The following is a 19,839-nucleotide window of genomic DNA, read 5'->3' as shown; positions in this document are numbered from 1 at the left end:
GAGCCGCGCGCCCTCGTTCACCAGGGCATCGAGGCAGCGCTCCAGGATCTCGTCGTCGGAGACCGCCCGGCGATGGATCCCGGCGTGATCGGCGGCGAGGCGTACCGCCTCGTCCCGCTCGGGCGACGCGACGGCGCGGTCGGCGAGGCCGAGCCCAGCCGTCGCCAGCCCGAATCCGTCGAGCACGCGGGCGAGTTGCGCGGGGCTCGCCCCGTCGAGGATGAGGCGGTCGGCCTCGCGCCGCAGGCGGGCGAGCATCCTCGGCCCGATGAAGCCGCCCGGGCGCGTCGCCACGGCGACCCGGCCGAGGCTGCGCCCGAGAGCCATCGCCGTCGCGAGCACGTCCGGCGCGGTGGCGCGGCCGCGCATGATTTCGAGAAGGCGGTCACCGGGGGCCGAACCGCCGGCCCGGAGCCCGACGATCCGCTCCGGGTGCGCGCTTCCCGCGGCGAGCGCGTCGAGGTCGGGTTCGGCGCCGGTCAGGGCGACGATCGCATCCGGTCCCGCGAGGGCGTCGAGCCGGGCCATCGGCCCATCCGCGGGGGCGACGACGAGATCGCAGGCGCCGACGGTCTCGGAGGTCGCCGTCTCGCCCAGGACGACCGGCAGACCCGCGCTGGAGAAAACCTCCGCCAGGTCCGCGGCACCGGCCAGGAGGGCGACGCGCCGGACCGGACGCTTCGGCGTGGCCGCCGGCAGATCCGGGATCTTGCCCGCCTCGCGCTCGGCGAAGAAGGCGTGGCGCTGGGCGATCGACGGCTCGCCCATCATCAGGGCGAAGAAGGTCCGCTCCTCGAAGGCGAGCCCCTCCGCGAAGGGCAGCGTGCCCGCCGCCTCCACGCAGGCGATGCAGGCCTGGGGCGCCTCGAAGCCGCGGTAGCGCCGCGCCGCCGCCTCCCGGGCCGCGGCGAACAGGCCGACGCGGCCGGGCTCCAGCCGCGCGTCGCTGTCGCGGATGCGGCGCGGCCCCCGTTCCTCCGCGATGACCCGCTCCGCGAAGGCGATCGCCTCCGCCTCCAGCCGGTCTTCCGCGGCGAGCGCGTCGACGAGGCCGAGATCGAGGGCCGTCCGCCCGTCGATCGGATCGCCGGAGACGATCATGTCGAGGGCCTTCTCGGTGCCGATCAGGCGGGGCAGGCGCTGCGTCCCGCCGGCGCCGGGCACGAGGCCGAGCTTCACCTCCGGCTGGCCGAGGCGGGCGGAGGGCGTCGCGATCCGGTAATGGCAGGCGAGCGCGAGTTCGAGGCCGCCGCCCAGCGCCATCCCGTGGATCGCGGCGACGACCGGCTTCTGCGTGTCCTCCACGCGGTCGAGGAGCGCGCCGAGGCCGATCCCCTGCCAGGGCCGCCCGAACTCGGTGATGTCCGCCCCTCCGCAGAACATCCGGCCCGCGCCGATCACCACGATCGCGCCGACCTCCAGGTCTTCTCCGGCGGCCGTGATCGCGTCGCGGATACCGAGGCGCAGGGCCTCCGAGAGGGCGTTCACCGGCGGCGAGGCCAGGGTGAGGATCGCGATCGCCCCGGCGCGCCGCAGGTCGGTGACGCTCTTCCGGCTTCCTGGGCTGTTTGGGCTTCCCATGGCGGCTCCATCCGGTTCTCCGGCCTGCCCCTAGCATGGGACGGGCCGGAGGCGGAGGCGCCGGGGCTGCGGGCCCGGAGGGAGATGGGTCCTATTGTGGGTCGCAATCCATGCCGTTGCGCCGTGCGTTGGCGATGCAGTCGCTCTTGTTGACGTACGCCTCAGTGGAAGCGCCTACGGGCTCGCCGTTGCGGGCCGTCCGGCGCCAGCGCCACTGGCCGCTGGACTGGTAAATCTCCCAGGTGTCGCCGTTGCTGCCGCGGCAGGTGCTCATGCGGTTCGTCTCCGATTATTACCCTAGGTTAATATCGCAACTCTAGAGATACGCGCGCTTGCTGTCCAGCCACTCGAGTCTCGCCGCTCTTGCGGCCTCGCCCCGTCCGCGGTTGCGCCCTCTGCCGCCGGCTCGCTATGGCATGCCAGATCGATGCGCCCCCGGCCGGACCGGCGCGGGGGCAGGCCGTACGGAGACGCGATGACAGCGACGACGAAGCCGCAGCGATCCGGGCCACTCGCGGGCGTGCGGGTGGTGGAACTCGCCCACATCATGGCGGGGCCCGTCTGCGGGCTGATGCTCGGCGACATGGGTGCCGAGGTGATCAAGGTCGAGAAGATCGAGGGCGGCGACGACACCCGCCGCTCGGTGCCGCCCGCGATCGAGGGCGAGAGCGCCGCCTACATGATGATGAACCGCGGCAAGCGCGGCATCGCCCTCGACCTGAAGAGCGAGGACGGCAAGACGATCCTGCGCCGGCTCCTCGCGGAGGCGGACGTGCTCATCGAGAATTACCGGGCCGGCACGATGGAGCGGCTCGGCCTCGGCTACGAGACGCTGAAGGCGGAGTTCCCGGGGCTGATCTACTGCTCGCTGTCCGGCTTCGGTCGCTCCGGGCCGTATGCCGAGCGGGCGGGCTTCGACCTCGTGGCGCAGGGCATGAGCGGGCTCATGAGCATCACCGGCGAGGGGCCGGGCCGGCCGCCCATGAAATGCGGGCCGCCGGTCACCGACATCACCGCCGGCATCCTCGCCGGCATGGGCGTGCTCGCGGCCTACGCGCACAAGCTGAAGACTGGCGAGGGGCAGGTCGTCGACACCTCGCTGTTCGAGGCCGGCATCACGCTGACCTACTGGCAATCGGCGATCAGCATGGCGACGGGCTCGGCGCCGGGGCCGATGGGCTCGGCCCACCCGCTCAACGCCCCCTACGAGGCGTTCGAGACGGCGGATGGCTGGATCACGATCGGCGCGGCGAACCAGACGAACTGGCTGAGGCTTCTGGCCGTTCTCGGGGCCGAGGACCTCGCCGACGACCCGCGCTTCGCGCAGAACCGCGACCGGATGGCCAACCGCGAGGCGCTGGCCGCGGCCCTCGGCCCCCATTTCCGCACCGCGCCCTCGGTGGATTGGCTCGCCCGGCTTGAGGCCGGCGGCGTGCCGGCCGGCCCCGTCCTCGACGTCGCGGCGATGCATCGCGATCCGCAGACGCTCGCCCGCGAGATGGTGGTCGAGGTCGACCACGCCCGCGCCGGGCGGATGCAGACGCTCGGCCTGCCGGTGAAGTTTTCCGGCACGCCCGGGCGCGTGCACGGGCCGGCGCCGCTCCTGGGCGAGCACAGCCGCGCGATCCTGGCCGAGGCGGGCTACGACGCGGCCGCGATCGACGACCTGTTCGCGCGCGGCGTCGTGCGCGAGACGCAGGCGTGATAGGCCGGACGGGACAAGCAGCGACGGACACCGCGCGCGCCGTACGGGCGCGCGGGCGCCAGCCAGGGACCGCACGATGACGACCGACCCGACGTCCCCCACCGAGGAACTCCTGTTCACGAAGGACGAGGCCGGCATCGCCCGCATCGTCCTCAACCGGCCGCAGGCGCGCAACGCGCTCACCTTCGGCATGTACGAGGGGCTGATCACCCTGTGCGGGCAGATCGCGGAGGATTCCTCGGTCAAGGCGGTGATCGTGGCGGGTGCGGGCGAGAAGGCTTTCGCCGCGGGCACCGACATCGCGCAGTTCCGGGGCTTCAAGACGCCCGAGGACGCGCTCGGCTACGAGCGCTTCATGGACCGGGTGCTCGGCACCCTGGAGCGCCTGCGCGTGCCGACGATCGCCGCCGTCGCGGGTGCGTGCACGGGCGGCGGCGCCGCCATCGCCGCGGCCTGCGACCTGCGGATCGCGACCCAGGACGCCCGCTTCGGCTTCCCGATCGCGCGGACCCTCGGCAATTGCCTGTCGCAGGGCAACCTCAAGCGCCTCTCGGCCCTGATCGGCCCGGCGCGTGTGAAGGACATCCTGTTCACCGCCCGCCTCGTCGGAGCGGACGAGGCGCTCTCGGTCGGCCTCGTCAGCGAGGTGGTGGCCGATGCCGAGGCGCTGCAGGCCCGCGCGGCGGAACTCGCGACGCTGCTCGCCGGCCATGCCCCGCTGACGCTCCAGGCCACCAAGGAGGGCCTGCGCCGCCTGCAGGAGGGCGATACGGGCACGGGCGAGGACCTGATCCTGCAATGCTACATGAGCCAGGATTTCCGCGAGGGGATGGAAGCCTTCCTCGCCAAGCGCCCGCCGCACTGGAGCGGGCGGTAAGGCCGCGAACGCAAACGGCCCGGACCATCCGGTCCGGGCCGCTCGCGCGAAGCGTTCTGCCTGCGCCCGCTACCGCGTCGTCGGCAGCAGGGTATTGGGCAGCCACATGGCGATGCCGGGGACGAGGCACAGGATCAGGATCGCCACCGCCATCAGGATCACGAAGGGCAGCGTGCCCCAGATGATGTCCGAGAGCGGGATGTCGGGGGCGATGTTCTTGATCACGAAGATGTTGAGGCCCACCGGCGGGTGGATCAGCCCCATCTCCATGGTGATCGTCATCACGACGCCGAACCAGACGAGGTCGAACCCGGCGGCCTTGAGGGGCGGCAGGATGATCGGCGCCGTCATCAGGATGATCGAGACCGGCGGCAGGAAGAATCCGAGGCCGATCACGAGGAGCAGGATCGTGACGAGGAGGAGCCAGGGCGAGAGCTGCATGGCGACGATCGCCGCCGCCGCCGCCTGGCTGATGTGAAGGTAGCTCATCACGTAGGCGTAGAGGAGCGACATGCCGATGATCAGCATCAGCATCGTCGATTCCCGGAGCGTCGCCGTGAGGATCGGGCTGACATCCTTCGGGCGCCAGACGCCGTAGATCACCGCGATCAGGGCGAGCGCGAGCAGGCCGCCGAGGCCGGCCGTCTCGGAGGGCGTGGCGTAGCCGCCGTAGAGCGCCACCATCACGCCGGTGAGCAGGATGACGAAGGGCAGCACCCGCGGCAGCGTCGAGAAGCGCTCCCGCATGCTGTACTTGTCCTCCGCCAGGATCGGCGAGGTGGTGCCGTTGCGCTCATAGGCGACCTTCGCCGCCGCGAATTCCGAGCGGAAGCGGTAGACGGCCCAGGCCGCGAACAGGCCGACGAGGAGCAGGCCCGGCCCGATCCCGGCGAGGAAGAGCCGGCCCAGCGACTGCTCGGCCGCCACCGCGTAGAGGATCATGGTGATCGAGGGTGGCAGCAGGATGCCGAGCGTGCCGCCCGCCGCGATGATCCCGGCCGCGAAGCCCGGCGAGTAGCCGCGCTTGCGCATCTCCGGGATGCCCGCCGAGCCGATGGCCGAGCAGGTGGCCGGGCTCGATCCCGCCATGGCGGCGAACAGCGCGCAGGCGAAGACGTTGGCGATGCCGAGCCCCCCGGGGATGCGGTGCATCCAGGCATGCATCGCCGAGTAGAGATCCTGGCCGGCCTTGGACCGGCCGATCGCCGCCCCCTTCAGGATGAAGAGCGGGATCGACAGGAGGGTGATCGAGGCCATTTCCTCGTAGACGTTCTGCGCCACGGTATCGAGGGAGGAGCCGGGCATGAACGCGACCATGAAGGCGAGCGCCACGAAGCCGAGGGCGAAGGCGATGGGGATGCCCGCGAGCATCACGCTCAGCGTCGCTCCCGCGTAGAGGAAGCCGATTGCCGCGACGCTCATTGGTGCCTCCCCGTGGTCCGCGTGCCCATCACGTCGGGGCCGCTCGGCGTCAGGTCGGGACGGTCCTTCAGGTCCCGGTTGAGATCGGCCCCGAGACCGATCTTGGGCTTGGCCCAGCCGGCCTTGTCGGGGCCGTAGAGGATCGCCTCCGCGATCTGCAGGACGAACTGCACGGAGAGCAGGCTCATGCCCACCGCCATCAGCGAGTACGGGATCCAGAGCGGCGGGCCCCAGGTCGATTGCGAGACCTGCCCGTCGACCCAGGCCTCGTGCAGGAGCGACCAGCTCTTCCAGGCGAAGAACACCACGAAGACGAAGCTGACGATGTCGGCCATCAGCAGGCGGGCCCGGTTCACCCGCGGCGAGAGGAGGCCGGTCAGGGCCTCAATCGCCACGTGGCCGCGTTTGGCCTGGACGGCGGCGGCCGAGAAGAAGGTGGCGCCCACGATCAGGAACACCGCCATCTCGTCCTGCCAGTCGGTCGGCTCGTGCAGGACGTAGCGGATGACCACGCTGTAGCTCAGCACGAGGCAGGCGCAGACGAGCGCGATGCCGCCGAGCAGCATGATCACGTGGTTGACGGATTTCACGCCCCGATCGAGCGTGCCGAGGAGCCCCGGGATGCGGGGCTCCGGGGCGGCGTGGGTCTCGGCGGCGGCCGAGGCCGCATCGAAGGCGTGGCTCATGACACCTGCTCCGCCAGCTTGAGGAGTTCGGCGCAGTTGGCGTTCTTGCCGGCGTAATCCTTCCAGGCCGTCTCGCGGGCGATCTCGCGCCACTTGCCCATAGTCGCCTCGTCGAGGTTCTGGACCTTGGCGCCGGCCTTGGCGAAGACCTCCTCGACCCGGGTGTCGTCGGCCTTGGCGCCCGCCTGACCGAAGGCCTCCAGCTCCTCCCCGACCGACATGATCAGGTCCTGCTGGTCCTTCGGGAGGCCCGAGAACACGATCTTGGACATCATGATCGGCTCGAGCATGAACCAGTAGGAGCGCTCGCGGCCGGAGGTGAGGGCTTTCGCCAGTTCCTCCAGGCGGAACGAGATCAGGCTGGTGGAGGAGGTGATGACCGCGTCGCACGCGCCCGTCTGCATGGCGGCGTAGGACTCGTTCGAGGGGATCGAGAGCGTGGCTGCGCCCGCCTGCTTCATCATCAGGTCCATCTCGCGGGAGCCGCCGCGGACCTTGAGGCCCTTGGCGTCGGCCGGTGCGTAGAGCGGCCGCTCGCGGCTCGCGACGCCGCCCGCCTGCCAGACCCAGGAGACGAGGATGATGCCCTTGGAATCGAGGATCTCGATGAGCTTCCGGCCGACCGGCGCCTTCTTCCAGGCCACGCCCTGCGCGTAGGAGGTCACGAGGGCGGGCATCAGGCCGATGTTCAACTCCGGCACCTCGCCGCCCGCATAGGGCGAGGGGTAGAGCGACATGTCGAGCGCCCCTTTGCGCATCGCGCCGAACTGGGCGTTCGTCTTCATCAGGGAGGAGCCGGGATAGACCTGGACCTCCAGGGCGCCCTTCCCGCGCTCGGCGATCGCGGCGGCGAACTTGCGGCACATGCGGTCGCGGAAATCGCCCTCGTCGATCGTGCCGCCCGGGACTTGATGCGACAGCTTGAGGGTGGTGGCCGCCTGCGCGGCGTTGAGCCCGAACTTGAGGAGGGCGGGCGCTGCGAGGCCCGAGGCGAGGATGTGGCGTCGAGTCAGGGGCATGGCGTCTTTCTCCCGCGGCGCACGCTGGCGGCGCCGATCTTGTGCAGCGCAATATTTATACTGAATGCGCCTTCTGGTATTCAGATGAGACCGTCTTGTATATTTTGTCAACTCCCTTGCATAATAGCGGCGTCCGGAAAATGCTGCCGGCCGGGAGGATACCGCAATGAGCCAGGCCCAGCGCCTCAAACAGACGATCGAGGACGAGATCGTCGACGGCCGCCTGCCGCTCGGTGCCCGCCTCGACGAGGTGCAGCTCGCCGAGCGATTCGGCGTGTCGCGCACGCCGATTCGCGAGGCCCTGATCCAGCTGGCGATGACCGGCCTCGTCGAGACGAAGCCGCGCAAGGGTACGATCGTGAGCGCGCCGGAGCCGCAGCACCTGCTCGCGATGTTCGAGACGATGGCGGAGATCGAGGCCTCCTGCGGCCGCCTCGCGGCCCGCCGCCTCGTGCCCGAGGACGAGGCCGCCCTGAAGGAGGCGCTGGCCGCCTGCGCCCGCGCCGCGGAGGCCGGGGACACGGAGGCGTACTATCAGGAGAACTACGTCTTCCACACGGTGGTCTACCGCGCCTGCCGCAACGAGTTCCTGTGCGAGCAGGCTCGGACGCTCCATCGGCGTCTCGCCCCGTTCCGGCGCCTGCAGCTGCGCGCGCGCCAGCGGCTCACGCAGTCGCTCGCCGAGCACACGGCGATCGTGGAGGCGATCGTCTCGGGCGACGAGGCGCGGGCCGCGGAGGTGCTGCGCGCCCATGTCGTGGTTCAGGGAGACCGCTTCGCCGACCTCGTGGCGAACATGCGCGCGATCAACGCGGCGGCGTGAGCCGGGGCGAGCCCGGCCTCAGCCGTCGGCCTCGCCGTAATTGGCGGCGATGACCTGCTTCTTGCCGCGGATGTGCTCTCGCATGAGCGGCGAGAGGGTCGCGCCGTCGCGGGCGTGGAGCAGCCGGACCATCTGCTCGTGCTCTTGGACCGCCCGCTCCCACTGGTCGGCGGTCTGGTGCGCCTTGTAGCGCGAGCGCTGGATCCGGCCGGACAGGCTCATGTAGATGCCCGACAACGTGACGTTGCGGCTCGCCGTCATGATCGATTCGTGGATGCTGCGGTTGATGCGGAAATATTCCGCCTCGTCCCCCGCCTTCCAGGCGGTGACCATCGCCGCATGCTCGACCTCGATGGCGGCGATCTCCTCGTCGGTGATGCGGCGGCAGGCGAGCTCCGCGGCCGTCGCCTCCAGGCCGGCGATGACCTCGACCATCTCCTCGATCTCGCCCTGCGAGATGCTGGCGACGCGCGCGCCCCGGTTCGGCAGGAGCTCCAGCAGCCCCTCCGTCGCCAGGATCTTGATGGCCTCCCGCAAGGGGGTGCGCGAGATGCCGAAGCGCTCGGTCAGCTCGCCCTCGTTGATCCGGGCGCGCGGCTCCATCTCGCCGGACTGGATGAGCTCTCGCATCCGGTCGGCGACCTCGTCGTGGAGGTAGCGCCGGCTGATGCCGAGACCCGTATCGATTTTATTCATCGGCCAACTGGATCGGAGAACACGGACGGAATCCCACGCTACGTTTAGGCTCGGCTGAAATCAGTGTCGAGGGATCAGAGCGCGATCCAGAACGCGGGCCACATGTTCTGCTTGAATTCCGAGACCGTCGTGGATCTGGTGGCGGCAGCTCGTGCCGTCGGCGACGACGAGGTCGTCCGGGCCGGCCCTGCGGAGCGCCGGGAACAGCGAGAGCTCGGCCATGGCGAGGGACACGTCGATCGTGTCGGCACCGTAGCCGAAGGCGCCCGCCATGCCGCAGCAGCTCGACTCGATGACCCGCAGGTCGAGGCCGGGCACGCGGCGCAGGACGGTCTCGACGGAGCCCATCACGCCGAACGATTTCTGGTGGCAATGGCCGTGCAGATGCGCGACCCGGCCGCCCTGGTCGGCGAGGGGCAGCTCGATGCGTCCGGCGGCGAGGTCGGCGGCGAGAAGCTCCTCGAACAGGACGCTGCTCCGGGCGAGCAGGCCGGCATCCTCGCCCGGCAGGAGGGCGGCGAACTCGTCGCGGAAGGTGAGGAGGCAGGAGGGCTCGAGCCCGACGACGCGCGCGCCGGCCCGGATGTAGGGCAGCAGCGTCTCGAGCGTCCGCCGCGCCTCGGCGCGGGCCCGGTCGGTCTGGCCGGAGGCGAGGTAGGTGCGCCCGCAGCAGAGCGGCCGGCGCCCCCGCGCGGGGAAGACCCGGTGCAGATGGTAGCCCGCGGCGGCGAGCACCCGCTCGGCCGCCTCCAGGTTCTCCCGCTCGAAGGCGCGGTTGAAGGTGTCGCCGAACAGGATGACGTCGCGGAAATCGCCCGTGACGTCCTGCGGGTGGGCGGCCTCGCCGGTCTCGGCCCAGGGCCGGCGCCAGCGCGGCAGGGTGCGCCGGGCCGAGAGGCCGGCGACCCGCTCCGAGAGCCGGGCGAGGGGGCGGTAGCGGTCGCGCAGGTTCAGGAGCGGGGCGAGCTTCGCGGCGATGCCGGCATAGAGCGGCAGGCCGGCGACGAGCCGCTCCTTCAGCGGCAGGCCGTGCCGGGCGTGGTAATGGTGCAGGAACTCGACCTTCATCTTGGCCATGTCGACGCCGGTCGGGCATTCCCGGCGGCAGGCCTTGCAGGAGACGCAGAGATCGAGCGTCCGCTTCATCTCGGGGCTGGTGAAGGCGTCCGCGCCGAGCTGGCCCGAGATCGCGAGCCGCAGGGAGTTCGCCCGGCCACGGGTGAGGTGCTGCTCGTCCCGCGTCGCCCGGTAGGAGGGGCACATGGCGCCGCCCGCGAGCTTCCGGCAGGTGCCGTTGTTGTTGCACATCTCGACCGCGCCGCCGAACCCGCCCCATTCCGACCAGTCGAGGGCGGTCTTCACGGGCTGGCTCACGGAATAGCCCGGCGCGAAGCGCATCAGCGAGCGGTCGTCCATCTTCAGCGGCCGCACGATCTTGCCGGGGTTGAGGCGGTTCTCCGGATCGAAGGAATCCTTGACCGTCTCGAAGGCGCGGGCGAGCCGCGAGCCGAACAGCGGCTCGACATATTCCGAGCGCGAGATGCCGTCGCCGTGCTCGCCCGAGTAGGAGCCCTTGTAGCGGCGCACCAGATCCGAGGTCTCCTCGGCGATGGCGCGCATCGTCGCGACGTCCTCCCCCTCCTTCATGTTGAGGATCGGCCGCACGTGCAGGCAGCCGACGGAGGCGTGCGCGTACCACGTGCCGCGGGTGCCGTGCTTCGTGAAGACCTCGGTGACGGCGTCCGTGTAGTCCGCGAGGTGCTCCAGCGGCACCGCGCAATCCTCGATGAAGGAGACGGGCTTCGCGTCGCCCTTCATCGACATCCTGATGTTGAGGCAGGCCTCGCGCACCTCCCAGACCGACCTCTGCCGGGCGGGCTCGGGTACCTCGACCACCGCGTCGGCGAAGCCGTGGTCGCTCATGCAGGCATCGAGGCGCTTCAGGTCGCGCATCAGCGCGTCGCGGTCGTCCCCGGCGAATTCGGCGAGCAGCAGGCAGTTCGGCTTGCCCCGGGTGATGTCGGCGAGCGTCGTGCGGAAGAGCGGGATGTCGGCGCCGAGGACCAGGACGTTGTTGTCGACGAGCTCGACCGCGACGGGGTTGAGGTCGACGATCGCCTGGGTGGTCTCCATCGCCGCCCGGAAGGAGGGGAAGTGGCAGACACCCATCACCCGGTGCGTCGGCAGCCGCGAGAGCTTCAGCGTGACGGAGGTCGTGGCCGCGAGCGTCCCTTCCGAGCCGACGAGGAGGTGGGCGAGGTTCGGCCGCGCCTCGATCAAGGCATCGAGGTTGTAGCCGCCGACGCGGCGCTGCACCTGCGGGTACATCCGCAGGATCTCGGCGCGCTCGGACTCGGCCAGCGCCAGCATCCGCCGGGCGAGATCCTCGGCCCGGGGACCCCCGTGAGCGCCGCTCGCATCGTTGCCGGTCAGCCCGAAGCCGAAGGGCTCGCCGTCGTGGAACAGCGCCTCCATGCCCACCACGTTGTCGCTCATCTTGCCGAAGCGGAGCGAGCGGGCGCCGCAGGAATTGTTGCCCGCCATGCCGCCGATCGTGCAGCGGGTGGCCGTGGAGGGCTCGACGGGGAAGAACCAGCCGTCCGCCTTCACCCGCGTGTTCAGGCGCTCCAGCACCATGCCGGGCTCGACGGTGATGGTGCCGCCCTCCGCGTCGTAGGCCAGAACCCCGTTGAAGTGGCGCGAGCAATCGACGACGAGGCCGCGCCCGATCGGCTGGCCGTTCTGCGAGGTGCCGCCGCCGCGCAGGATGACCGGCACGTCGTGCTCGGCGGCGATCCCGAGGGTCGCGGCGATGTCGGCGGCGTTCCGGGGAAAGACGACGCCCGCCGGCACGATCTGGTAGATCGAGGCGTCGGTCGCGTAGCGCCCGCGCGTGAAGGCGTCGAAGCGCACCTCGCCCTGCAGGGCCTCGGCGAGACGCCGCGTCAGCCCCGCATCGTTGCGTGCGGCGGCCCTCTGGCTCATCGCCGGCTGAGGCGTCGCTCCCATCCCGTCCTCCCATGGGCGCGCCGGGTTCCGAACCCACGGACCGGCGAGCGTCTTGTCTCTGACTGAATTTGTAATACAAAATTCAATTCGAATGAAGCCCGGGTTCCGAGCCTGGGCAGCGGGCCCGCCCCGGGCTAGGACGGCTCGGCCCTCCGGCGGGCGCATCGACAACCCAACGAGTTTATCGCCGTGACGATCGATCTCTACAGCGACACCCAGACGCGTCCGACGCCGGGCATGCGCGAGGCGATGGCCCGGGCCGTGGTCGGCGACGAGCAGTCGGATTCCGATCCGACGACGCGGGCCCTCTGCGAGCGCGTGGCGGCGCTGCTCGGCCAGGAGGACGGCGTGTTCATGCCCTCGGGCACGATGTGCAACCTGGTTTCGATCCTGGTGCAGACGCAGGCCGGCGACGAGATCATCGTCGACGACCAGTCCCACATCTACAACCCGGAGGCCGCCGGCTCGGCGGCGATCGGCGGCGTCTCGGTGGCGCCGCTGCGGACGCCGGCCGGCATCTACAGCCCGGAGCAGTTCGAGGCCGCGATCCGGACGCCCGCCCGCACGGCCCCGCGCTCGCGCCTCGTCTCGGTGGAGCAGACGACGAGCTTCAGCGGCGGTTCGGTCTGGGATCTCGCCGACATGCGGCGCATCCGCGACATCGCCCACGCGCGGGGGCTGAAGGCCCATATCGACGGGGCGCGCCTGCTGAACGCGGTGGTGGCCACCGGCATCCCGGCGGCCGAGTACGCGGCCGGCTTCGACAGCGTCTGGCTCGACCTCAGCAAGGGCCTCGGCTGCCCGGTCGGCGCGGTGCTCTGCGGCACGAAGGACTTCGTGGTGGAGGCGTGGCGCTGGAAGTACCGGCTCGGCGGTGCCATGCGCCAGTCGGGCGTGCTCGCCGCGGCCGGCCTCTACGCGCTGGACCACCACATCGAGCAGCTCGCCGCCGACAACGCGAACCTGCGCCTGATCCACGAGGCGGTCCGGGACCTGCCGGGGCTCGCCTTCGACCCGACGGCCGGGCAGTCGAACATCCTGGTCTTCTCGGTCGAGGGCCTCGGCATCCCGGCCGCCGCCTTCGCGCAGGCCTGCCTCGCCGAGGACGTCCGGGTGCGGGCGATCGGCACCCACCAGATCCGCGTGACGACCCATCTCGACGTCGACCGGGCCGGCGTGACGCGGGCGGCGGAGGTGATCCGGGCCGCAGCGTTGCGCTTCGCCGACGCGCTTGGCTGAGCCGCGCTCCGCTATCCGCAGCGGCTTGGCAGACGCGGGCGCCGACCGTTAGCCTGCGAGGATCGAACCAACTCCCGCTCGGAGCGTTGAGCGGCCGTCAAGGAGGACACGCAGAATGAAGGCAATCTGGGCAATGGCAGCGGTGGGCCTGACCCTGATGGGGTCGGTGGGCACGGGCTGGGCTCAACCCTACGGCGGCTCGGATTACGGATACCGCGACCGCGACTACGGCTCCAGGGACCGCGATTACGGCGGCCGGGACCGTGACTACGGGTACCGGGACCGCGACGAGGGCTACCGCGATCGCGGGCCGCGCTCCCGCGGCGACTCCGCCTTCAACGAGCGCGAATATCTCCGCTGCAATCCCGACGTCCGGCGCGCCGTCGAGCGCGGCAAGATGGAGTCCGGCCTGCTGCACTGGCAGGTGCACGGGCAGCGCGAAGGCCGCCGCCTGCGCTGCTGACGGGCGCGCCGCAAGCGTCTTCCGCGAAAATCGGGGCGGGAGCGGGCTAGACGCCCGCCTCCGCCCTTCGCATGCGTCCGATCCCGCCGCTCGACGAGGACGGCCGTTTCCCGCGCGAGGCGCCGGCCCGGAAGGGCGGGCCCGCAGGGCTCGGGCGGCGTCTCCCGCGGCCCTCGCCGGCAGGTTCGGGGCACCGAGCCGCCCGGGCCGGAGCCAGGAGCACAGGAGACAGCATGCAGGCCTACCTCGACCTCGAGCAGCGCTTCGCGCGTCTCCACGCCCTCGGCGACGCCTCCGGCATCCTCGGCTGGGACGCGCAGACCCTGATGCCGGACGGCGCGGCCGCGGGGCGGGCCGACCAGCTCGCCGTCCTGAAGGGCCTCGCCCACGATATCCTGACGGCGCCCGAGACCGCCGACCTCCTCGCCGCGGCCGAGGATGCGGGGACGGGCCTCGACCCCTGGCGGCGAGCAAATCTCCGCGAGATGCGGCGCGCCTACCTGCACGCCGTCTCCGTACCGCGCGACGTCGTCGAGGCGAATTCGCGGGCCGTCTCGCGCTCGGAGATGACGTGGCGGCAGGCCCGACAGGATTCGGATTTCGCGTCGCTGGCCCCGGCGCTGGCCGAGGTGCTGCGCCTGCAGCGGGAGATCGGGCGTGCGAAGGGCGAGCGCCTCGGCCTCACGCCGTACGACGCCCTCCTCGACGGGTACGACCCGGGCCTGCGGCAGGGGCGGATCGACCCGCTCTTCGCGCAGCTGCGGGACTTCCTGCCCGGCCTCGTCGCCGAGGCGCGGGCCCGGCAGGCGGCGGAGCCGGCGCCGATTCCCCTCGACGGCCCCTTCCCGGTCGAACGCCAGCGGCAGGTGGGGCTCGCGCTGATGGGGGCGGTGGGGTTCGATTTCACCCGCGGGCGCCTCGACGTCAGCCTGCACCCTTTCTGCGGGGGCGCCACCGACGACGTGCGCATCACCACCCGCTACGACGAGGCCGACGTGACCCGGGCGCTCCTCGGCGTGCTGCACGAGACAGGCCACGCCCTCTACGAGCAGGGCCGCCCGGCGGCGTGGCGCGGCCAGCCCGTGGGCGAGGCGCGCGGCATGAGCCTGCACGAGAGCCAGTCCCTCATCGTCGAGATGCAGGCCTGCCGGTCACGCGCCTTCGCGGGATACCTCGCCCCGCTCCTGCGCGACGCCTTCGGACGGGAGGGGCCGGCCTGGAGCGCGGAGAACCTCTACCGGCTGCACGTCCGGGTCGAGCCCGGCTTCATCCGGGTCGACGCCGACGAGATGACCTACCCGGCCCATATCCTGCTGCGCTACGGCCTGGAGACCGCGATGATCGCGGGCGACCTTACGGTGGCGGACCTGCCCGGCGCCTTCAACGACGGGATGCGCGACCTCCTCGGCCTCCAGGTTCCGAACGACAAGCTCGGCTGCCTGCAGGACATCCACTGGCCGGGCGGAAGCTGGGGCTACTTCCCCACCTACACCCTCGGCGCGATGGCGGCGGCCCAGCTCTTCCAGGCGGCGCAGGCCGCGCAGGACGACCTCGTCCCGGCTCTCGGACGGGGCGACTTCACGCCCCTGCGGACCTGGCTGCGGGCGCGGGTGCACGAGAGGGGGAGCCTCCTCGACACCGACGGCATCCTGGAGGAGGCGACCGGGGCGCCGCTCGGGACGGCGGCCTTCCGGCGGCATCTGGAGCAGCGCTACCTCGGTACGGCCTGAGGGCGAACCTGAGCCGCCCTGCGGCGTTGGGGCCGGGAAGGAGAACCCCGATGTCCCCGATGCGCCCCCTCGCCGCCGGCCTGACGCTGGCCGCCCTGACGATCCTGCCCGCCGCCGCCCAGGCTCCCGCCGAGACCGGGACCGGCGGGGGGCCGGCCTCGACGGTGACGGCGCCCAACACCTCCTCGGTCGGCCGGACGAAGCCGCCGGGTGCCGCCGCGGGCGGGACGACGGCGACGGACCGGACGGAGCGGACGCCGCAGCAGAAGGAGGACGACCGGATCCAGAAGGGGATCTGCATCGGCTGCGCCCCCAAATGAGGGCGGCCCCAGGGGTCCGGTGAGGGAAGAGCCGGGCCGGTCAGGCGCTGAGCTTGCGGGCCTCGCGCTGGATGCGCTCGTTCATGGCGCGCAGGCCCCCGGCCCGCTTCGAGGTGATGTGGTTCCCGAAATCGAGCTGGCGGAAGACGTCGAGCCCGTCGGTGACCGCGATCTCCTCCGGAGACTTGTCGGCGTAGATCGCGATCATCAGGGCGACGAGGCCGCGGGTGATGCTCGAATCGCTCTCGCCCGCCAGGGCGAGGATCGGCTTGGGGCCGGATTCGTCGAGATGCGATTCGAGCCAGACCTGGCTCTCGCAGCCGTGGACCCGGTTCTCCTCCGTGCAATGCTCCGGGCTCAGGCGCGGCATCGCGCGGCCGAGCTCGATCACGTAGGCGTAGCGGTCGTCCCACTCCTCCAGGAACTCGAAATTCTCGATGATGGTCGGTAGGGGCGGAAGCATCGGCGGCCGGTCGAGGGGTTCAGCGTCGGGCGGGATATAGGCGCGCCGCCCGGGGGATGCGAATCGCGGGCGGCGTTCAGGTCGCGTCGTCGACCCGCGGCTCGGGCAGTTGCAGCTCCAGCGGATCGTCCATCGAGGCGGAACCCCGCACGGCGATCTCGGCCTGGGCCGCGTAGGCGGCGATGAGGCGCGGCCCGAGCTTCGGCACGTCCGGCCGCCCGGCCTCCGCCGCCTCCCCGGCGCCCGAGGCGACGGTGAGCCGCACCGGGCCGCCGGCCGCCGCGTCGATGGTGATGGCGATGGTGCAGGCCACCGTCTCGGCGGTGGCGTCGAGGCACTCGGCCACCACCTCGGCGACGATCATGCCGAGGGCGTTGGCGGTGCGGGGCTCGACGAAGCCGGTGCCGCTGCCGCCGACCGTGACGCCGATGCGGCCGGCGCGGCGCAACTGGCCGAGCCCGGAGGCGAGCCGGTGCAGGTAGTCGCGCAGGTCGATCGAGGCGATGTGGGGCGCCTCGTGCAGGTGCTGCTGCACCAGCGCGATCGCCCGGACCCGCTGGCCCAGCGCCTCGAAGCTGCCCCGGCAGGGGTCCGGCGCGGCCCGGCCGTACAGGCCGATCAGGCTGACCATCACCTGCAGGTTGTTGCGGACCCGGTGGTAGACCTCGGCGAGCAGCGCCTCCTTCTCGGAGAGGGCCTGCTCGATATGCTCCTCGGCGTGCTTGCGGTCGGTGATGTCGAAGCAGGAGCCGAGATAGCCGTGGAAGCCGGCATCGTCCTCCAGCGGGCGGCCGGTCTCGAGGAGCCAGCGATAGGAGCCGTCGTGGCGGCGCAGGCGGAACTCGACGGTGAAGGGGCGGCGCTCGGAATAGGCCTCCGCGACGAGGGCGGCGTGGCGGGCGAAATCGTCCGGATGCAGGCCCCGCCGCCAGCCGTCGCCGATCTCCTCCTCGGCGCTGCGCCCGGTGAATTCGAGCCAGCATTCGTTGTGGTGGACCGCCTGACCCTGAGGATCGGCGCGCCACATCATCAGCGGGACGAAATCGGCGAAGCGCCGGAACGCGTCCCCCACCTCGAAGCGGCCGTGGCCCACCCCGGACACTGGTGTTTCCGCTGCCATGATTCTCCCGATTCGCCCTTTGCCCTCGCTGATGTGCGCAATGCAGGCGCCGGTCAACGTGCCGAGCCATGCCCCGTTCCGGCAGGCCCCCGGCACGGAACCGGGACGATCGCCGGAGCGGCGGCTCCGCCCGTCGCCGAGGGCGATGAGCCGCCCCATATGGAGCGGGATGACAGCCCTGGACCCCCTCCTGAAGACCCTCGACGGCCTCGCGGCGACCGACGACCCCGCCGGCGTCGAGCACGCGGACCGCGCCATCTGGGACTACCTGTCGGGCATCGACGGATTGAGCGCCCAGATCCGGGCGGTCGACGCCCTGGCCGAGGCCCTCGAATCCTGGCCCGCAAGCAGCGGCCTCATCCCTGCCATCCGGGATGTGGTGGCGCGCCACCGGGCGCGGCTCTCCGAGCCTTCGGCCTGAGCGGCAGGTACGACCTCGTACGCGGGCGGCGCGCCGTCCGGAATAAAAGCCGGTCTTAGGCTTTTTCAGGTTGACAGCGGCGCGCTCCTCGGGTACAAAACGGGAACACTCCAGAAATGTGACGAGACGGCGGGGACGATGGCGCGGATCGGCCGATACCCGCCCGAGTGTGTCGCGGCCGCCGAGGCGCTGGTGCGCGGCACCGGGCGCAGCCTCATGGTGCTGGCGGGCGAGATCGGCGTCGCTCCGCTCACCCTGCGGCGCTGGAACCGCCGCTTCGGCTGGCGCGCGACGCACGGATCCCAGGCGCACGCATCCCATGCGCAGGGATCCAAGGGGAGCGGATCGAAGGCGCGCGGACACATGCCCGGACCGGCCTGGACGCCGGAGCGGGTCGCGAGCCTCGGCCGCCTCTACCACAACCCGACGATCGACCCGCGCGACCTCGAGGCGGCCCTCTCCCCGAGCCGCTGGGCCGCCCGCGGCTTCCTCCGCTCCCACGGCCTGACGGTGCGCCGCCGCGCCGCCGCGGGCCGGACGATGCGGCGGGAGGCGGACGGCTTCGCCGGCCCGGCCCTGCGGGCGGCGTTGCACGCCCAGGTCGCCCGCCAGATCGTGCGCTTCGACGCGGCTTTGCGCGAGGAGCCGGGCCTGCCCGATTCCGCGCGGGTGCTGCGCGACCTCGGCGGCCTGAAGCGCCTCCTCGACGACCTCGACGCGGCGCCGCCGCAGCGTGACGGAGACGGCCATGCCACGCGCCGACCGGGCTCCGACGCGCAGGATGTCCCCGCCGGCCGGGAGGGAGCGCCCCTCGACCTGCCCGCCCTGCGCGCGGAGATCGCGCGCCGCTATGCGGCTTTCGCAGGCGAGCGGGCTTCTGCCGGCCTTCCTGGAGAGCCTGCCGCCCCGCCTCCTCGCGGCCCTGGCCCGTGACTGGCTGCACCTCGCCCGCGCCGACCAGCTGCCGCCCTGCGGGCCGGACCGCGCAGCTTGGACGACCTGGGCGCTGATCGGCGGCCGCGGCTGCGGCAAGACCCGGGCGGGCGCCGAGTGGGTGAGCGCGCTGGCGATGGGCGATCCCGCCTTCACGTCGGAGCCGGTCGGGCGCATCGCGCTCGTCGGCGAGACCGTCGCGGATGTGCGCGACGTGATGATCGAGGGGCCCTCCGGCCTCCTCGCGCTGCCCGACCGGGGCTCCCGGCCGTGCTGGTCCCCCTCGCGGCGGCGGCTCGAATGGCCGAACGGGGCGGTGGCCCTGGCCTTCTCGGCCGAGGAGCCGGATTCGCTGCGCGGGCCGCAATTCGGGGCCGCGTGGTCGGACGAGATCGCCAAGTGGCGGCACGGCGAGGCCGCCTACGACATGCTGCAATTCGGCCTGCGCCTCGGGCGGCGCCCGCGCGGGCTCGTGACGACCACGCCGCGGCCGATCCCGCTGATCCGGCGGCTCATCGCCGATCCGCGCACGGTCCTGACCCGCGCCCGCACCGCCGACAACGCGGACAACCTCGCCCCCGCCTTCCTGGCGGAGGTGGTGGGTCGCTACGCGGGCACCCGGCTCGGGCGCCAGGAACTCGACGGCGAGTTGATCGAGGACCGGCCGGACGCCCTCTGGACCCGGCCCGGGCTGGAGGCGGCCCGCATCGCCTGCGCCCCCGAGGCGCTGGCGCGGATCGTGGTGGCGGTCGACCCGCCGGCCTCCTCGCGGGCCGGGGCGGATGCCTGCGGGATCGTGGCGGCGGGCGCCCTCGGCGCGAACGCCTACGTGCTGGCCGACGCGACCCTGGCGCGGGCGACGCCCCAGGCCTGGGCCTCGGCGGCGCTCGCCCTCTACCACCGGCTCCAGGCCGACGCCCTCGTCGTCGAGGTGAACCAGGGCGGCGAGATGGCCGAGGCGGTCCTCCGCGAGGTCGACCCGAGCGTGCCGGTGACGGCGGTGCGGGCGAGCCGGGGCAAGTACCTGCGGGCCGAGCCCGTCTCGGTGCTCTACGCGAAAGGGCGCGTCCGCCATGTGGGCGCGCTGCCGGCGCTCGAGGACGAGATGTGCGATTTCGGCCCGGACGGCCTCTCCACCGGCGCCTCGCCGGACCGCCTCGACGCCCTCGTCTGGGCCCTGACGCATCTCCTGCTGCGGGCGGCACCGGAGCCGCGCATCCGGCGCCTGTAGGGGAGGCGCGCGCCACCTCTCCCGTCCGGGAGGTCTGAGTCCGCGGCCACGCGGACCGGGTGAGGGATGCGACCTCCCCGGACAGGCCGCATCCCTCACCC

At 72.0% G+C, this 19,839-nt stretch carries 19 protein-coding genes; 10 read left to right on the top strand and 9 right to left on the bottom strand.

The features are described 5' to 3' along the window. Together E1J50_RS16075 and E1J50_RS16070 are read right to left on the bottom strand one after the other, a co-directional pair. The coding region (locus E1J50_RS16075) for an enoyl-CoA hydratase/isomerase family protein (protein WP_132254851.1) at positions 1-1,581 on the bottom strand (1,581 nt) is incomplete at its 3' end. Positions 1,582-1,672: 91 nt separating this feature from the next. Continuing rightward, positions 1,673-1,855, bottom strand: a complete 183-nt coding sequence (locus E1J50_RS16070) for a YegP family protein (protein WP_132254850.1) — start codon at positions 1,853-1,855, stop codon at positions 1,673-1,675. A gap of 201 nt (positions 1,856-2,056) precedes the next feature. On the opposite strand from E1J50_RS16070, the gene E1J50_RS16065 reads away from it, so the two are divergent. Both E1J50_RS16065 and E1J50_RS16060 read left to right on the top strand, forming a co-directional pair. Continuing rightward, positions 2,057-3,286, top strand: a complete 1,230-nt coding sequence (locus E1J50_RS16065) for a CaiB/BaiF CoA transferase family protein (protein WP_132254849.1) — start codon at positions 2,057-2,059, stop codon at positions 3,284-3,286. Positions 3,287-3,362: 76 nt separating this feature from the next. Continuing rightward, entirely contained in the window at positions 3,363-4,163 is an 801-nt protein-coding gene (locus E1J50_RS16060) for an enoyl-CoA hydratase/isomerase family protein (protein WP_132254848.1), read from the top strand. Positions 4,164-4,232: 69 nt separating this feature from the next. Here E1J50_RS16060 and E1J50_RS16055 read toward each other — a convergent pair whose 3' ends face one another. Genes E1J50_RS16055 through dctP form a run of 3 tightly spaced genes read right to left on the bottom strand, consistent with a single transcriptional unit; the run spans position 4,233 to position 7,290 of the window. Continuing rightward, positions 4,233-5,585 carry a TRAP transporter large permease gene (locus E1J50_RS16055; protein ID WP_132254847.1) on the bottom strand — a complete coding sequence of 451 codons (1,353 nt, stop codon included), beginning with the start codon at positions 5,583-5,585 and terminating at the stop codon, positions 4,233-4,235. After that, the gene (locus E1J50_RS16050; RefSeq protein WP_132254846.1) at positions 5,582-6,271 is read right to left on the bottom strand and encodes a TRAP transporter small permease; all 690 of its coding nucleotides are present in this window, start codon (positions 6,269-6,271) and stop codon (positions 5,582-5,584) included. Before E1J50_RS16050 ends, E1J50_RS16055 begins: the two co-directional genes overlap by 4 nt. Continuing rightward, positions 6,268-7,290, bottom strand: a complete 1,023-nt coding sequence (gene dctP / locus E1J50_RS16045; RefSeq protein WP_132254845.1) for a TRAP transporter substrate-binding protein DctP — start codon at positions 7,288-7,290, stop codon at positions 6,268-6,270. Before dctP ends, E1J50_RS16050 begins: the two co-directional genes overlap by 4 nt. A 166-nt stretch (positions 7,291-7,456) precedes the next feature. Between dctP and E1J50_RS16040 the strand changes: the two genes are divergently transcribed. Continuing rightward, complete coding sequence (locus E1J50_RS16040) at positions 7,457-8,113, top strand: GntR family transcriptional regulator (protein ID WP_132254844.1); 657 nt, start codon at positions 7,457-7,459, stop codon at positions 8,111-8,113. 18 nt (positions 8,114-8,131) lie between these two features. Here E1J50_RS16040 and E1J50_RS16035 read toward each other — a convergent pair whose 3' ends face one another. After that, positions 8,132-8,809 (bottom strand): GntR family transcriptional regulator, encoded by a 678-nt coding sequence (locus E1J50_RS16035; RefSeq protein ID WP_132254843.1) that lies wholly within the window; start codon positions 8,807-8,809, stop codon positions 8,132-8,134. Positions 8,810-8,869: 60 nt separating this feature from the next. Next, a complete protein-coding gene (locus E1J50_RS16030; RefSeq protein ID WP_132254842.1) occupies positions 8,870-11,818 on the bottom strand; it encodes an FAD-binding and (Fe-S)-binding domain-containing protein in 2,949 nt (982 codons plus the stop codon). A gap of 189 nt (positions 11,819-12,007) precedes the next feature. Here E1J50_RS16030 and E1J50_RS16025 point away from each other — a divergent pair, with 189 nt between their 5' ends. The 4 genes from E1J50_RS16025 (at position 12,008) to E1J50_RS16010 (ending at position 15,570) form a co-directional block, all read left to right on the top strand. Continuing rightward, complete coding sequence (locus E1J50_RS16025; RefSeq protein WP_281024575.1) at positions 12,008-13,057, top strand: threonine aldolase family protein; 1,050 nt, start codon at positions 12,008-12,010, stop codon at positions 13,055-13,057. A gap of 115 nt (positions 13,058-13,172) precedes the next feature. Next, positions 13,173-13,520: a hypothetical protein gene (locus E1J50_RS16020; RefSeq protein WP_132254841.1), complete on the top strand. Its 348-nt coding sequence runs from the start codon at positions 13,173-13,175 to the stop codon at positions 13,518-13,520. Positions 13,521-13,753: 233 nt separating this feature from the next. Further along, entirely contained in the window at positions 13,754-15,250 is a 1,497-nt protein-coding gene (locus E1J50_RS16015) for a carboxypeptidase M32 (RefSeq protein WP_132254840.1), read from the top strand. 50 nt (positions 15,251-15,300) lie between these two features. Next, positions 15,301-15,570, top strand: coding sequence for a hypothetical protein (locus E1J50_RS16010; RefSeq protein WP_405029829.1), 270 nt, complete (start codon positions 15,301-15,303; stop codon positions 15,568-15,570). Between the two features lie 40 nt (positions 15,571-15,610). Here the strand turns inward: E1J50_RS16010 and E1J50_RS16005 are convergent, their stop codons facing one another. Then, complete coding sequence (locus E1J50_RS16005) at positions 15,611-16,033, bottom strand: SufE family protein (RefSeq protein ID WP_132254839.1); 423 nt, start codon at positions 16,031-16,033, stop codon at positions 15,611-15,613. Positions 16,034-16,109: 76 nt separating this feature from the next. Continuing rightward, positions 16,110-17,153, bottom strand: a complete 1,044-nt coding sequence (locus E1J50_RS16000) for a sensor histidine kinase (protein ID WP_132254838.1) — start codon at positions 17,151-17,153, stop codon at positions 16,110-16,112. Between the two features lie 169 nt (positions 17,154-17,322). Between E1J50_RS16000 and E1J50_RS15995 the strand changes: the two genes are divergently transcribed. The 3 genes from E1J50_RS15995 (at position 17,323) to E1J50_RS15985 (ending at position 19,738) form a co-directional block, all read left to right on the top strand. Next, positions 17,323-17,574, top strand: a complete 252-nt coding sequence (locus tag E1J50_RS15995) for a hypothetical protein (protein ID WP_132254837.1) — start codon at positions 17,323-17,325, stop codon at positions 17,572-17,574. Between the two features lie 138 nt (positions 17,575-17,712). Next, complete coding sequence (locus E1J50_RS15990; protein ID WP_132254836.1) at positions 17,713-18,507, top strand: hypothetical protein; 795 nt, start codon at positions 17,713-17,715, stop codon at positions 18,505-18,507. Further along, positions 18,425-19,738 (top strand): DNA-packaging protein, encoded by a 1,314-nt coding sequence (locus tag E1J50_RS15985; protein ID WP_132254835.1) that lies wholly within the window; start codon positions 18,425-18,427, stop codon positions 19,736-19,738. The genes E1J50_RS15990 and E1J50_RS15985 overlap by 83 nt, the downstream gene beginning before the upstream one ends. Positions 19,739-19,839: the final 101 nt, after the last annotated feature.

The sequence above is a fragment of the Methylobacterium segetis genome (genome assembly GCF_004348265.1).
Lineage (GTDB): Bacteria > Pseudomonadota > Alphaproteobacteria > Rhizobiales > Beijerinckiaceae > Methylobacterium > Methylobacterium segetis.
The sequence above is the reverse complement of the archived record's forward strand: the minus strand, read 5'-3'. Positions and strand labels throughout refer to the sequence as shown.